The organism is Burkholderia sp. Bp8998 (genome assembly GCF_003854235.1).
Lineage (GTDB): Bacteria > Pseudomonadota > Gammaproteobacteria > Burkholderiales > Burkholderiaceae > Burkholderia.
Genome location: NZ_QTQF01000007.1, coordinates 161781 through 175342 on the forward strand (window position 1 = coordinate 161781; position 13562 = coordinate 175342).

Consider the following 13562-nt stretch of genomic DNA (forward strand, 5'->3'; position numbering starts at 1 on the left):
TGGCGCGCCGCACACGCGGCGCAGCGGGTCACGACGCGCGCATCGCGCGGTCGCCGTCCATCGCGCGGCGCAGGCTCGCGGGGCGCATGTCGGTCCAGACGGTCTCGATGTGCGCGAGGCAGTCGGCCTTCGGGCCGCGCATGCCGACCTCGCGCCAGCCGGCCGGCACGGGCCGGAACGTCGGCCAGATCGAATACTGTTCTTCGTCGTTGATGACGACCGTGTAGACGAGGTCGTCGGTGTCGGCGGAAGGCGTCGTGGCTTGCGTCATGATCGAAAAAAGGCGGGAGGTGGTTGAAGGATGCGAAGCGGCGAACGGTCGAATCGGCCGCTCCTGTCTTGAAGACGATTGGCCGGCGCGATTTTTTACCGCCGTCGCGCACGGCCGCCGAGAAACACCGGGCACGCGACGCCGCGATGGCATGCGTCGAGGCATTCCGCGCAGTGCCGCTCCGCGTCGCGCACCATGAAATGCACGAGTGTTTGCGACACGTTCAGCGCGCGCGCCGCGGTCTGCAGCGTCTCCTCGCGCAGCCGTACCATCTCGAACGCCGCGCGGCTGCGCGCCGGCAGGTCGTCGAGCGCGGCCCACACGCGGCGCAACGTGTCGCGCGTCATCAGCGCGGCCTCGGGTGTCGGTTCCGGCGACGGCACATCGAAGCCGTCGTCCTCTTCCGTGTGATAGACGTTCTCGAGGCTTTGCCGGCGGCACGCGTCGATCGACGCGTTGCGCACCATCCGCGTCACGTACGCGACCGGCTGGCGCACCGCGTCCTGGTTCGGGAATTCGACGAGCTTCACGAACACGTCGTGCACGACATCCTCGGCCCGGCTCGCACAACCGACGAAGCCGCGCGCGACGTTGACGAGCATCGCGCGATGGGAAACCAGCACGTCGAGCAGCGCGCCCTGCGCACGCGGCGCGGCGCGCGATGGCAGGTCCGGATAACTGCCGAGGAACGGGTTCGCCGTTGCCGCCGCCGGTCGTTCGAGCACTTCCGCCATTGCCATCGATCTGCTCCGTCTAATTCCGAGATAGCGCAATTTAACGTAAACGCAAATCATTCTCAATACGATTACGAGATACCCCTTCGGACTGTCGGATTTGTCTGATCAATCGATGAGAGCGACGTTTCGGCTGATGGGGAGCGCGCGCAAAGGATCGCGCTGCGTTCGGATCTTTTCGCGGGTCGGTGCGCTGTCGAGCGTGTGTACGGTGCGCCCGGCTGCGCCCACGCCTGTCACGTCAGTAGATGAACAACCGGATCGTTGCGGTTGCATCGAATCGCCCGATCTTCGGCGGCCCGAACGATTTCAGCACCGCGTCCATCAGCACGCCTTGATTCATCACGTTCGACGGAAACTGCGCGAGCGTGAACTGCTGATTGAACGGAATGGCCTTGCCCTGGCTGTCCTCGATGCCGATACCGAAATTGCTGTCCTTCGCCGGCACCAGCAAACCGTTCTGCACCGGAAAGCTCGTTTCGAAATAGCCATCGACCCGCACCGCGACGTTGCACTTCTTGGTCAACGACAACGAGAACCGCTTGCGCGGCACCGCCGGCAGGAAGCCGTTACCCACCGCCTGTACCTGACCGAAATTGACGATGCCCGGTTCGGGCGTCACGAGCACGTCGACGAAGCATGGCGTCGGCTTGAGGTTGCGCAAGCCGCTCAGGCGATACTGGAAGCTCGGGTTGTACGCATTCAGCCCGAACTCGCCGTCGAACTGGAATACCGTGTAGGTATCGCTCGGCGGCTCGACCCAGTTGCCCTTCTTGCGCACGACGACCTGGTAGTCGATGCTGATCCGGGTCTGCTGACAACGCCCGCGGTCGAAGTCGTACCTGCTGCACGGCGGCACCGCATACCCGGTAAACACGCCGCCGCCGCGATTGCTCGTCTTGTCGAAGTAGTCGATACCCTGGTAGCGGATGCCGATTTCCAGCCCCCACGCGGCCGGGTTCGTGCGATTCGGGTTCGCGTAGAAATAGATGTTGTCGACGACTTTCAGGCTGCCGGCGTCGCCGAGGTCCTTGTAGCAATACCCCGACGTCGTGCGGACCGGCGACACCCAGATCACGTATCCATCCGGCGCGTCGGTCGGATACGACGCAACGCCGCCGATCGGCTCGGTCAGCGAGGTCGCGCCGCTGTTCGTCAGGCATCGCAGTGCCCACGCCGGCTGCGCCGCCGCGACCAGCAACGCGAGCACGAGCCAGCGCAGCCACGCCGCCGGCAATTGCCGTTCGCGCATCCCGCCGCTCATCGCTTCACGCTCTTGCACGCACCCGCGTCGCACGCATACTCGACCGCCACCTGGCCGCCGTAATCGTCGATATGCGTGACGAACAGCGTCGACGGCGCCGCGGCCTTGAACGGCACGTCGGCCGTGCTCATCGGGCTCACCATCACCGGCTCGATCGGCACCGGCGTCTTCTGCGCGCCTGCCGTCACCTCGACCACCGTCACGTGGTACGGCGTCGGGTTGTCGAGCACGAGCCTGTGCGCGGCCGTGTCCACCCGCAGCGTCATCGGCAGCGTCCAGTCCTCGTCGCGCACGGGCTGCACGGCCTTCGGCCGGTAGAACAGCTTCATCTGCGTATGCAGCGCGATCTGCAGCGTGTTCGGCGTATCGGTCCTGGGCGGCACTTCGCGGATGTTCAGGTAGAACACCGATTCGCGATCGGCCGGCAGCGCAGCGCCAGGGAGCTTCGCGATCCGCAGCACGTTGCGTTCGTTCGCCTCGACGCGCTGCAGCGGCGGCACGACCATCAGCGGCGACGTGATCTTGTTGCCCTTCGCGTCCTCGAGCCACGATTGCACGAGATACGGATACGTCGTGCTCTTGTTGGTGATCGTGACGATCGCGGCCTGTTCGCCTTCGTTGAAGATCACCCGCGTGCGGTCCGGCACGATCGCCGCGTGCGCGGCGCCGGCGAGCAGTGCGCTGGCCGCGGCCAGCATGCACGACATGCGTCGCAGGAAGGAAAGGGGGAAAGCATGGTTCATCGCGGGATCCGTGAAATCATCGTTCGTCCCGTGCGGCCGCTGCGTGCGACGCGCCGGGTGCCTGGCACGTCACCGGAATCGGCGTGCCTTCGAGTTGAAGCGGGTTCGGCAGTGCGTCCACCGTGCACAGCGTGCGTTCGCCCGCGCGCACCGCGAGCGCGGATTTCGGCTGAACCTGGGTCAGGAACGCGGCACCGCCCTCGCCGACGATGCCGAGCTCCTTGCCGTTCGCCGCGTCCTGCACCGATGCGCCGAACGGTAGCGGCTTGCCGGCCGCATCGGTCAGCGTCAGGTACAGGTTGCTGCCGCGCGCGACGGCGAACTTCGCGAAGCCGATCGCACCGTCGGTCAGCACCATGCGCTGGATCGGGTTCGACACCTGCACGTCGAGCGGCAGCTTCTCGACGTTGACGGTCGCGTCGTACACGTTGTACGGCGAGATCCCGTCGAGCACCGCATAGCCGCGCGAGTCGGTATGCGTGAGCGTGCCGGACAGCGGCACGCCGGGCACGCCGTCGGTCGACACCAGCAGGCGCGTATCGCCCGCATTGCCGTTCGCGTGCGCGGACACGCCGTACCGCGTCGCGACGAACGAGCCGTCGACCTCGAGCGACGCGGCCGCATACGCGTTGGCGAGCGTCGACGCCTGCGCGGTCAGCTGGTACGTCGACGTGCGCTGGCGGAAGCTCGCGTTCGCCGACGCGCGGCCGTCGGTCTCGCCCGCGTTGACCTGATAGGTCCGGCCGGCAGGATCGTCGTAGACGTAGCCCGCGTTCACGCTCGTGCTGCCACTGCCCGTCGTCAGGTTCGACGTGACGGTGTGGCGGCCGCCGATCGGCAGCGTCGCGGTCACCGAGAACTGGTTGCCGCTCGCGCCCGCGCTCTGCGTGCGGAATGCCGACACGCTGACGTTCAGGTTGCGCAATGCGCCGATCGAGAACGCGCGCGTCAGCGTGAAGCCCACGCGCTGCTCCGACGCGCGCGCCCAGTAGGTCGTCTGGTCGTACGAGAAATAGGTCGACGTGTCGCCGAAGCGCTTCGACATCGTCGCCGAGTAGCGCTGCTTGCTGTTGGCGAGGCCGTACGCGGTCGGGTCGCCCGAGAACTGCGCGAAGTTGGTGTACTCGCGCTCCGAGAAGCGATAGCCGAAGAAGCGAACGTCGGCGTCGAGCCCGTCGAAGTGCTTCGAATAGTTGATGCGGTACGAGTTGCCGTTGCGCGTCGCGCCGTTCCACCACAGGCGCGCGCGCGCATGCGTGACGTCGGCCGAAACCGCGCCGAACGTGCCGAAATCGCGGCCGACGCCGAGCGCGATCGACGTATAGCCCGAAGCGGCGATGAAACCGCCGTACACCGTGATGTCGAACGGCAGACCGTACGCGGCTTCGCCAAAGCCGAAGAACGGCGTGATGCCGGCGCCGCCGAACTGCCGCGGCTTGCCGACGGCCGCCTTGTAGCGCAGCTGTCCGGTGCGCGCGAGGAACGGCACGGCGGCCGTCGTTACCTGGAAGCGCTGCACGCTGCCGTCCTCTTCCTCGACCGCGACGTCGAGCGTGCCCTGCACGCTCGTGTTGATGTTCTGCAGCGCGAACGCGCCCGGCGACACGCGCGTCACGTACAGCACCCGCCCCGCCTGCGACACGGTCACGGTCGCGTTGGTACGCGCGACGCCCGAAATCAGCGGCGCGTAGCCGCGCAGCGAAGGCGGCAGCATGCGGTCGTCGCTGCGGATCGACGCGCCCGTCAGCGCGAACGTGTCGAAAATGTCCGAGCTCAGGTAGTCGTCGCCGAACGTCACCGTCGACTGGATCGACGGCAGCGCGCGAAACGCGTAAAGCCGGCTGAAGCGGAACGTGCGGTCCGCGTACGCCGTGTTGCCCACGTTCGACTGCGCCTGGTAGTCGCCGCGAAAGCGCCAGGCATCCCAGTTCGCGCCGATCGTGCCGTAGGCCTGGATCGAATTCGTCTGCCTGTCGCCCGAGCCGAAGTTGCGGTTCGTGTTCGCGATCACGCGATAGTCGAGCATCGCGCCCGGAATGCCTTCGGACCACCGCTCCGGCGGCAGGTAGGTCGAATCGGTGAATTCGAGCGCTGCCTGCGGAATCGTGATCTTCAGCCGTCCGTCGCTCTTCAGGTAACGCACGGTCGCCCCCTCGATCGCGCCGAGATCGACGCAACGTCCGCCCTGGAAGCGCGGCAGGTCCTTCGCGAGCGACGGCTTCAGCCCGAACTGCGCGACGAGTTCCGGCGCCAGGCACGGCTTGCCCGCGCCGGATGCGTCGAGCGCGATGAACTGGATCGCCTGCAGCCCGTAGAACAGGTCGTTGACCTGCACGTCGAGCATGTACTCGCCCGGCAGCGTGAAGTCGGCCTGCGAGAACTGCGACAGGTCGACATTGCTCGTGCCGTCGATGTCGAGGAACGACGAATTGAATTCCGTCGCATGGCTCTGGCTGCCGACCACCAGCACGGAGACGCAAAGGAAGGAATGTCTGATTCGCACGCGGCGCTACCGGAAGTCCGAGGAAGAAGAAGCAGGAAGGCAGGAAAGACGGAGAAAGGGTGTGCACACCCCTTCTCCGGTACGGACGCTTACTGGTAGCGGACCGTGAAGTTCGCGACGCCGTCGGCGGTACCCGGCGTCACGCCGGCTGCCGTCGCTTCGTACATCGCCGCGAAGCGCGCGACGTTGGTGCCGTTTTGCAGCACGGTCGGCGCCTTCTGCTCGGCGCCGTTGTCGAGGTATTCGCCCGACGCGGCCTGCAGGCGGATGCCGACGTTGGTGGCCGAGCCGATCGTGGCGAGCAGCTTCGGCTGGCCCGCGCTCGACGTGCCCGTGAACGTGAAGTACGCGCTCTGGGCGATGCTCGTGTCGCAGTCGGTCAGCTTGATGTCGAAGTTGGTCGGCGTGGACTTGTCGCCGGCCTGCTTGAAGGTGTGGGTCGGCACCTTGCCGAGGTTCACGGTCTGGTTGACCGAGCCCGAATCGATGCCGCATGCGCCCGCGACGATCTCGCCCGTGAAGTTGATCGTGCCGGTGCCATCTGCGAAGGCCGACGTGGACAGGGCCGCGAGTGCGACAGCGGTCAGGAGGGATTTTTTCATGACGTTTTCCGTGAGAATTGCAAAGGGAATGGACGACGTGGCGGATACAAAAGGCAGCGTGTGGTTGGCTCCCGTCCGTCACGAGGCGGCATTATCGAGATACGAATGAAAGAATTCTGTAAATCATTGTTAAATCATCCATGACAATCTTCGCTTTACGTACTTTCACACACACTCTTTCCCTGAAATCTTCAATCCCGATATTTTCGTCCGCAGTCCTTTTTGATCTTCGCGAACCCACTGAAATTTAAAGACATTTTCTTTTTGAAATTGCAGCAACCCCGCTTTTCCTTGCCGGGCTTGGCTTTTCAAAATCACCATTCGGGAATGACAAAATTCTGTCAAATCCTGCCATCGTTGTCCGATCGCAACGAAAACATTCGGCGATTTTCAACCGAGAGGAAATGAACGAGCGATTTTCACCATGCTGAATTTTCAGCGCAAACGATTGCGCAATCCGTACAAACGTTTTGCCGCGACACTTTGCCGCCCTGCATTATTCGTAATACGTGAATCAATTGAATCGTCAACCCGGGATTAAAAGCCGCATGTAATGCCGCGTGCCATCACGACATTCGGCGCACCTGAGCCACGACGTCCACGCAACGTTTCGGCGCACTGGATGGAATCGAAAAGGAGGAAGTCCGGCACGGTCGGGGGCCATGCGGCGACGCGATCGGTCGCCGGGATGCGTGTCGAGTCGAAGGCTGCCCTTCAGCGCGACAGCCAGGAGAAAAACATGGATGACGACGACGCGCGGATGCGCGCATCGCCGATCTCTGCCGGTGGCCCAATGGAAGCAACACCGAACACCGACCAGGGGGACGACGACCCATCGCAATGCGCGATCGCCCCCACGGCGACTGAATCACGCGGCAGCGTCCCCTGCCGATGCCGGCGCCCACCCGCCGCCTAGCGCGCGATACAGCGCAATCGCATTCGCGAGCCTGAGTTCCTTGAGCCGGATCAGCGCCTGCCCCGACTCGTACGTGCTGCGCTGCGCGTCGAGCAGTTCGAGATACGTCGCGACGCCGCCCGCATAGCGGCGCTCGGCGAGCTTCAGCCGCGCGCCGTCCGCCGTGTAGACGTCCCGCTGCGCGGCAAGCTGGCGATCGATCCAGTCGCGCGCGGCGAACGCGTCGGCCACTTCGCGGAACGCGGTCTGCCCGCGTTCGCCACGCTGCGCCGCGCGGCGTCGCATTATCTGCAGCAACGCGGCGAGCCGGGCCCGATGCAGCGCGTGCTCGTGATCCTCTATACGAAGTGCGAGCAGAGCGAGGAGAACGGCGCGCTGCTGCGCCGCGCGATCGCGGCCGGCGAAATCGCCGCCGATCTCGATGTTCATCTCGCGGCCGTCTATCTCGTGTCGCTGCTCGAAGGCGTGTTCGCGTCGATGATCTCGAACCGGTTGCGCGGCAATCTGTGGAACGACGCGGAAGCGATGCTCGACGCCGGTTTCGACGCGGTCGGGACGTCCACCGCGCTGCGCGTGCGCGCGCAAAAATTGCCTGCCCGACGAAAAGCCGCGCAATAAATGCTGATTTAACCCGATTTACCGCAGTGCGAAACGAATGAGCTGACCCTCTTTAAAATTTTTAACGTTCCGCGGAACATCGGTAGACTGACGCTGTCATCTTTCTTTAGCGTCTTCGTGATAAACCGGGTTCGACCCGGAAAGCTCACGCCGCCGTTCGAAGCGGGCTCGCCCGCGAGTTGGGTCGAACGGAAACGACACAGGCCCCTGGCGGGGCCTGTTTTGTTGCACGCCCGTCGCCCGCCCCCGTCGCCACCCGACGGATAGGCCGCCGATGGCTCCCGCCCACACCTCTTTGAACCGCTTTCCTGGATGTGGACACCTTTGGTCAAGCCTGCCGCAACTCCTGATGCTTTCGCGCCCGGGCGCGCGCAGCGCCTCGTGCGCGCGCTCGTGCCGGCCGCCGTGCTCGGCGCCCTCGCCGCCTTCGGCCTCGTCGCCGCGCTGCCGGCCGTCTCGCAACTGCCGGGCGCCGTCGATTCGGGCACGGCCGCGCTTCCGCAGCGCGTGCTGTCCGACACGCCGTTTCCCACCGCGCAGCATTTCGTGACGAGCGAACTCGCGCGCACGATCGGCGAGCGCAACGAACTCAACGAACACAGTGATCGCAGCCCGCAGCCGGGCCTGTTCGCGCCGCTCAGCGCGCACCGCAACGACATGCTCGGCTATACGAGCCTGTTCCAGTTCGCACCGCCCGAACAGCAGCACGGGATGCGCGCGGGCGACATCGAACTCACGCTGTCCGACACGCTGAACCGTCTCGACGTGCCGCCCGAGGTGCGCATCCAGCTCGGCGACCTCGTCACCGGCAAGGTCGCGCTGCGCGCGAGTGCGCAGCGCGGCGACTACTACCGCGTCGCGTACGACACCAACAACGGCACGCCGCACCTCACCGCGCTCGAGTTGCGCGTCGCGGGCCGCACGTTCGGTGCGATCTGGTTCCGCGCGCCGGGCGCCGACCACGGCGCGTACTACACGCTCGATGGCGCGCCGCTCGAAGCGGCCGCGTTCACGATGCCCGTCAAATGGACGCGCATCAGCTCGTTCTTCGGCGAACGCATCCACCCGCTGTCGCAGGCGATGGCATTCCATACCGGCGTCGATCTCGCCGCGCCGTCCGGCACGCCGGTCAATGCGGCGGCCGACGGCGTCGTGTCGTTCGTCGGCACCGATCCCGGCGGCTACGGCCACTATGTGATCGTCGATCACGCGGACGGTTATTCGACCTACTACGCGCATTTGTCCGCGTTCGCGCGCGGGCTGAAGACCGGCGAAACCGTCAAGCAGGGCCAGCGCATCGGCTCGGTCGGGATGACCGGCGCGGCCACCGGCCCGCACCTGCACTTCGAAGTGCGCGTCGCGAACGATCCGGTCGATCCGCTCGTCACGCTCGCGAGCGCGCAAACGGGGCTGTCCGACATGCAGCTCACCGCGTTCCGCCAGGAAGCGGCGCAATGGCGCTTCCGCCTCGCGTCGATCAGTACGACGCCGCTCGCGTTCGCGCAGAGCGACGGCCCGCTGTGGGGCGACTTCGCGACCGGTCCGTCGACGCTGCGCGCGGTCTTCGATACGCACTACAGCGCGTCCTGACGCTGACGCGCCGCAGCACCGTCACGCCCGTCGCCGCTCACGCAGTGGCGGCGCGCCGCGCCGCGGGTAGCCGCAGGCCATCGATCCTCATCAGCGGCAATGCGCCCCACCGTCAGCGCGCGGGTTCCGTGCGCTCGGCCGTCGCCTGCGCGATACGCTGCGCACGCGGGCGGCGCGACAGCAACCCGCGCGCCGCGCCGTCGAGGCACGTGCACAGCACCAGATAGATCGCCGCGACGAACAGGAAGATCGGCGCCGGATACACCATCAGCCGGTTGTTCACCTGCGTCGCGACGAACGACAGCTCCGGCACGCCGACGATATAGGCAAGCGACGTATCCTTCACGAGCGCGACCCACTGGTTGACGAACGACGGCGTCATGATCAGGATCGCCTGCGGCAGCAATACGTAGCGCACCGTCTGCCAGCGCGTGAGCCCGAGCGACAGCCCCGCCTGCCACTGTCCGTCGCCGGCCGCGACGATGCCCGCATGCACCGCATGCGCGAGATACGCACCGCCGATCAGCGCCAGCGCGCACACGACCGTCGCGAGTCCCGGCACGTCCATGTGCAGCAGCATCGGCATCAGGAAATACGTCCAGAAGATCAGCATCAGCACCGGAATCGCGCGGAAGAAGCCGATGAACGCGAGCAGCAGCACGCGTAGCGGGCCGCGCGCGAGCGCCATCGCGACGCCGAGTGCCACGCCCAGCACCGCCGACGCGATGGCCGACGCGATCGCGAGCACGAGCGACAGCGCGGCACCGCCGATCGGGCCATCCGGGAATGCGCCGACGAGCAGGTACGGCAGGTTGTCGAGCAGCAGCGAGAAGTCCATCGTCACCGCCCCGCCCCGAGCCGGTCGCGCCATTGCGTGGCCGCATAGGCGCCGGCCTCGATCGCGGCCACCGCGGCGACGTACAGCACGGTCGCGACACCGAACGCGGCAAAGGTCTTGAACGTCTCCGTCTCGACCTGCCGCGACGCATACGACAGCTCGGCGACACCGATCGCCATCGCGAGCGACGAGTTCTTCACGAGATTCATGTATTGGCCGAACAGCGGCGGCAGCGCGATGCGCACGGCCTGCGGCAGCACCACGTAGCGCAGCGACTGCATCGGCGTGAGGCCGAGCGCCGCGGCGGCATCATGCTGTGCGCGGCGCACGCCACGCAGCCCGGCTTCGCATTCCTCGGCGACGAACGCGGCCGTGTACGCGCTCAACCCGACCCAGCCGGCCACGAACTCGAACGACGGCCATGCGAGCGTGAGCGGGCCCGCGCTCAGTGCGTGGCGCGCGTTCAGCCACGCGATCCACGTGTCGGGCAGCAATGACGCGACGCCGAAGTACCAGAACAGCAATTGCACGAGCAGCGGCGTATTGCGGAACGCGACGACGTAGCCGGCCGCCAGCGCGCGCGGTGCCGTGCCGCGCGCATGCCGCATGACGGCGAGCAGCAGCCCGCCAACGGTCGCGGCGAGCGCCGACGCGGCCGCGAGGCCGAGCGTGAGCAGGAAGCCCTGCCAGAGCCAGGACAGATATTTGGGAGCCAGACCGAGCATGCTGTGGTGCGGGCGAGAAGTACGCGATCAGGAAAAACGGAATACGCCGCGATCGCTGTCCTCCGGCACGGCCGGCGGCGGAACGCGGCGCATCGTGCGTGCGACTCAGGTCTTGTCGCCGATGCGGAAGATGCGCGTGAGCGGCGTCTTCGTCGTCGGACCGAACCACGCGTCATAGATCTGCCCCGCGCGGCCGTTCGCCTCGAGCCCCTTCAGCGTGTCGTTCACGAAGCCGAGCAAGCGCGTCTCGCCCTTCGGCACGCCGACGCCCATATAGTCGTTCGAGATCGTGAACGCCGGGATCTCGTAGTTCTGCTTGTCGGGCACGTTCGCGAGCAGGCCGATCAGTTTCGGCCCGTCCTGCGTGATCGCCTGCACGTTGCCGGCGCGCAGCGCGGCGAATGCGAACGGCGTGTCGTCGTACGCGACGATCGTCGCCCTCGGGAATTTCTCGCGCAGCGTGATCTCGTTGGTCGTGCCCTTGTCCACGCCGACGCGCAGGGCGTTCAGCTGGTCGGCCGATTTCAGCACGCCCTTCTTCGCGAGAAACTGCTGGCCCGACGAGAAATACGGGATGCTGAAGTCGACCTGCTTCGCGCGCTCGTCGGTGATCGTGAAATTCGCGAGCACCAGGTCGACCTTGCCGGAGGTCAGGAACGGAATGCGGTTCGCGGGATTGGTCGGTTGCAGTTGCAGCTTCACGCCGAGCTTGTCGGCCAGCGCTTTCGCATAGTCGACGTCGAGGCCGACGATGTGATTGTTCTTGCCGTCGACATAGCCGAACGGCGGATTGCTGTCGAAGGTCGCGACGCGCAGTACGCCGGCCTTCCGGATGTCGTCGAGGCGGTCCGCATGCGCGACCGTGCCGGCCGTGACGAGTGCGGCCCCGACGAGCCACGTGGCGAGAGTGTGGAATTTCATGTGCACGACCTGATTTGTCATGAAGACCGCCGCGGATCGCGCGGCGGCCGGTTCGAGGAACATCGCGACGCCGGGTGTCGTCGCGAAGCCGCTAACGTATCAGCGCGTGCGGCGATTCCGAACCAACGAATGGTGCTTTGCTCTGCGGGTTTCGTGATGAGGCTTGCAGGGGCCGCATGCAACGCATGCGCACAAAAAAACGCCCGCTGCACGCAGCGGGCGCGAATCCCAGTCAAGGAGGTGTCACACGAACTACACGCTCAGAATAAAAGCATCGCCCGCGGCGGACAACGAAGCGATTGCGATATCGATATCGTGCGGCCGGCGATGAGCCCGCACGCGTCCACGCTAAGACGCCGCGCATGAAAAAACGGCGCGCCGCCTGCGTGGCGGAGCGCCGTCCTGTTGCACGTTGCCGGTCGATATGGGCAGCCTGGCCGGGCTGCCCTGTCGATCACGGTTCGTGACGCAGATACCCTTCCTTGCTCGGATCGCGCATCCGCCACGACACGATCAGCGAGATCGCGCACAGCACCGTCACGTACCAGTAGAAGGTTTCCTCGCTGCCGATCGACTTGAACCACAGCGCGACGTACTCGGCCGAGCCGCCGAAGATCGCGTTCGCGACCGCATACGACAGGCCGACGCCCATCGCGCGCACTTCGGGCGGAAACATCTCGGCCTTGATGAGGCCGCTGATCGACGTGTAGAAGCTGACGATCGCCAGCGCGATCGTGATCAGCACGAACGCGGCCGTCGGGCTCGTCACGGTCTTCAGCGCGTGCATCAGCGGCACCGTGCCGATCACCGCGAACGTGCCGAACAGGATCATCGACGTGCGGCGGCCGATCTTGTCGGACAGCGCGCCGAACACCGGCTGGATCAGCATGTAGACGAGCAGCGCGACGGTCATCACGTTACTGGCCGTCTTCGCGTGCATGCCGGCCGTGTTCACCAGGTACTTCTGCATGTACGTCGTGAACGTATAGAAGATCAGCGAGCCGCCGGCCGTGAAGCCGACCACCGTGAAGAATGCCCCCTTGTGTTGCCACACGCCGCGGATCGTGCCGGCGTCCTTCTTGTCGCGCGATGCGCTCGTCGACGTCTCGTCGAGCGATTTGCGCAGGTACAGCGAGATCAGCGCGGCCGCCGCCCCGCAGACGAACGGAATGCGCCAGCCCCACGCCTTCAGTTCGTCATTCGACAGCGCCTGCTGCAGGATCACGAGCACCAGCAGCGCGCACAGCTGGCCGCCGATCAGCGTCACGTACTGGAACGACGCGAAGAAGCCGCGCCGCCCCTTCAGCGCGACCTCGCTCATGTAGGTTGCGCTCGTGCCGTATTCGCCGCCCACCGACAGCCCCTGGAACAGGCGCGCGACCAGCAGCAGCGCCGGCGCCAGCGCGCCGATCTGCGCATAGGTCGGCAGCACCGCGATCACGAGCGAGCCGCCGCACATCATCAGGACCGAGATCATCATCGCCGCGCGGCGGCCGTGACGGTCGGCGATGCGGCCGAACAGCCAGCCGCCGATCGGACGCATCAGGAAGCCGGCCGCGAACACGCCTGCCGTGTTCAGCAACTGCGTCGTCGTATTGCCGCTCGGAAAGAACGCGGGCGCGAAATACAGCGCGCAGAACGAGTAGATGTAGAAGTCGAACCACTCGACGAGGTTGCCCGACGAGGCGCCGACAATGGCGAACACGCGCCGCCGGGTGTCATGCGCGGACAGCGCAGCTTGGTCGGTCTGGACGTCCATGGGTTGGTCTGTTCCTTTTAGTACTTTCTGGGCGAGACGGCTGCGGGCCGCCGCGTGCGGTCGCACGTGGCACCGGTT

The 13562-nt window shown here is 66.0% G+C and carries 11 protein-coding genes and 2 pseudogenes; 2 read left to right on the forward strand and 11 right to left on the reverse strand.

Annotated features, from left to right (window positions below):
• Positions 1 to 28: 28 nt before the first annotated feature.
• The 7 genes and pseudogenes from DIE06_RS10600 to DIE06_RS10630 all read right to left on the reverse strand — a co-directional run.
• Entirely contained in the window at positions 29 to 271 is a 243-nt protein-coding gene (locus DIE06_RS10600) for an MbtH family protein (RefSeq protein ID WP_124661382.1), read from the reverse strand.
• Between the two features lie 95 nt (positions 272 to 366).
• Positions 367 to 1011, reverse strand: coding sequence for an RNA polymerase factor sigma-70 (locus DIE06_RS10605; RefSeq protein WP_124661383.1), 645 nt, complete (start codon positions 1009 to 1011; stop codon positions 367 to 369).
• A 235-nt stretch (positions 1012 to 1246) separates the two neighbouring features.
• Entirely contained in the window at positions 1247 to 2269 is a 1023-nt protein-coding gene (locus DIE06_RS10610; RefSeq protein ID WP_124661426.1) for a fimbrial protein, read from the reverse strand.
• Positions 2266 to 3012: a molecular chaperone gene (locus tag DIE06_RS10615; RefSeq protein WP_124661384.1), complete on the reverse strand. Its 747-nt coding sequence runs from the start codon at positions 3010 to 3012 to the stop codon at positions 2266 to 2268. The genes DIE06_RS10610 and DIE06_RS10615 overlap by 4 nt, the downstream gene beginning before the upstream one ends.
• Before the next feature lie 16 nt (positions 3013 to 3028).
• Positions 3029 to 5482 carry a fimbria/pilus outer membrane usher protein gene (locus tag DIE06_RS10620; RefSeq protein ID WP_124661427.1) on the reverse strand — a complete coding sequence of 818 codons (2454 nt, stop codon included), beginning with the start codon at positions 5480 to 5482 and terminating at the stop codon, positions 3029 to 3031.
• 122 nt (positions 5483 to 5604) lie between these two features.
• Complete coding sequence (locus DIE06_RS10625) at positions 5605 to 6117, reverse strand: fimbrial protein (RefSeq protein ID WP_124661385.1); 513 nt, start codon at positions 6115 to 6117, stop codon at positions 5605 to 5607.
• A gap of 868 nt (positions 6118 to 6985) precedes the next feature.
• Positions 6986 to 7282 (reverse strand): annotated as a pseudogene (locus DIE06_RS10630) (multidrug transporter); the annotation flags it as partial.
• Here DIE06_RS10630 and DIE06_RS10635 point away from each other — a divergent pair.
• Positions 7274 to 7651 (forward strand): annotated as a pseudogene (locus DIE06_RS10635) (TetR family transcriptional regulator); the annotation flags it as partial. The pseudogenes DIE06_RS10630 and DIE06_RS10635 overlap by 9 nt on opposite strands.
• Before the next feature lie 312 nt (positions 7652 to 7963).
• The gene (locus DIE06_RS10640; protein ID WP_124661386.1) at positions 7964 to 9241 is read left to right on the forward strand and encodes a M23 family metallopeptidase; all 1278 of its coding nucleotides are present in this window, start codon (positions 7964 to 7966) and stop codon (positions 9239 to 9241) included.
• Positions 9242 to 9353: 112 nt separating this feature from the next.
• Here DIE06_RS10640 and DIE06_RS10645 read toward each other — a convergent pair whose 3' ends face one another.
• The 4 genes from DIE06_RS10645 to DIE06_RS10660 form a co-directional block, all read right to left on the reverse strand.
• On the reverse strand, positions 9354 to 10079 hold the full coding sequence (locus DIE06_RS10645; RefSeq protein ID WP_124661387.1) for an amino acid ABC transporter permease: 726 nt from the start codon (positions 10077 to 10079) through the stop codon (positions 9354 to 9356).
• A 2-nt stretch (positions 10080 to 10081) separates the two neighbouring features.
• Positions 10082 to 10804, reverse strand: a complete 723-nt coding sequence (locus DIE06_RS10650; RefSeq protein WP_124661388.1) for an amino acid ABC transporter permease — start codon at positions 10802 to 10804, stop codon at positions 10082 to 10084.
• A 105-nt stretch (positions 10805 to 10909) separates the two neighbouring features.
• Complete coding sequence (locus DIE06_RS10655) at positions 10910 to 11725, reverse strand: ABC transporter substrate-binding protein (protein ID WP_124661389.1); 816 nt, start codon at positions 11723 to 11725, stop codon at positions 10910 to 10912.
• Positions 11726 to 12179: 454 nt separating this feature from the next.
• Positions 12180 to 13484 carry an MFS family transporter gene (locus tag DIE06_RS10660; RefSeq protein WP_124610727.1) on the reverse strand — a complete coding sequence of 435 codons (1305 nt, stop codon included), beginning with the start codon at positions 13482 to 13484 and terminating at the stop codon, positions 12180 to 12182.
• Positions 13485 to 13562 lie beyond the last annotated feature (78 nt).

Coding starts and splice junctions, on each gene's coding strand:
- DIE06_RS10600 (WP_124661382.1), bottom strand. CDS start 271: ATGACGCAAGCCACGACGCCTTCCGCCGACACCGACGACCTCGTCTAC.
- DIE06_RS10605 (WP_124661383.1), bottom strand. CDS start 1,011: ATGGCAATGGCGGAAGTGCTCGAACGACCGGCGGCGGCAACGGCGAAC.
- DIE06_RS10610 (WP_124661426.1), bottom strand. CDS start 2,269: ATGAGCGGCGGGATGCGCGAACGGCAATTGCCGGCGGCGTGGCTGCGC.
- DIE06_RS10615 (WP_124661384.1), bottom strand. CDS start 3,012: ATGAACCATGCTTTCCCCCTTTCCTTCCTGCGACGCATGTCGTGCATG.
- DIE06_RS10625 (WP_124661385.1), bottom strand. CDS start 6,117: ATGAAAAAATCCCTCCTGACCGCTGTCGCACTCGCGGCCCTGTCCACG.
- DIE06_RS10640 (WP_124661386.1), top strand. CDS start 7,964: ATGTGGACACCTTTGGTCAAGCCTGCCGCAACTCCTGATGCTTTCGCG.
- DIE06_RS10645 (WP_124661387.1), bottom strand. CDS start 10,079: ATGGACTTCTCGCTGCTGCTCGACAACCTGCCGTACCTGCTCGTCGGC.
- DIE06_RS10650 (WP_124661388.1), bottom strand. CDS start 10,804: ATGCTCGGTCTGGCTCCCAAATATCTGTCCTGGCTCTGGCAGGGCTTC.
- DIE06_RS10655 (WP_124661389.1), bottom strand. CDS start 11,725: ATGAAATTCCACACTCTCGCCACGTGGCTCGTCGGGGCCGCACTCGTC.
- DIE06_RS10660 (WP_124610727.1), bottom strand. CDS start 13,484: ATGGACGTCCAGACCGACCAAGCTGCGCTGTCCGCGCATGACACCCGG.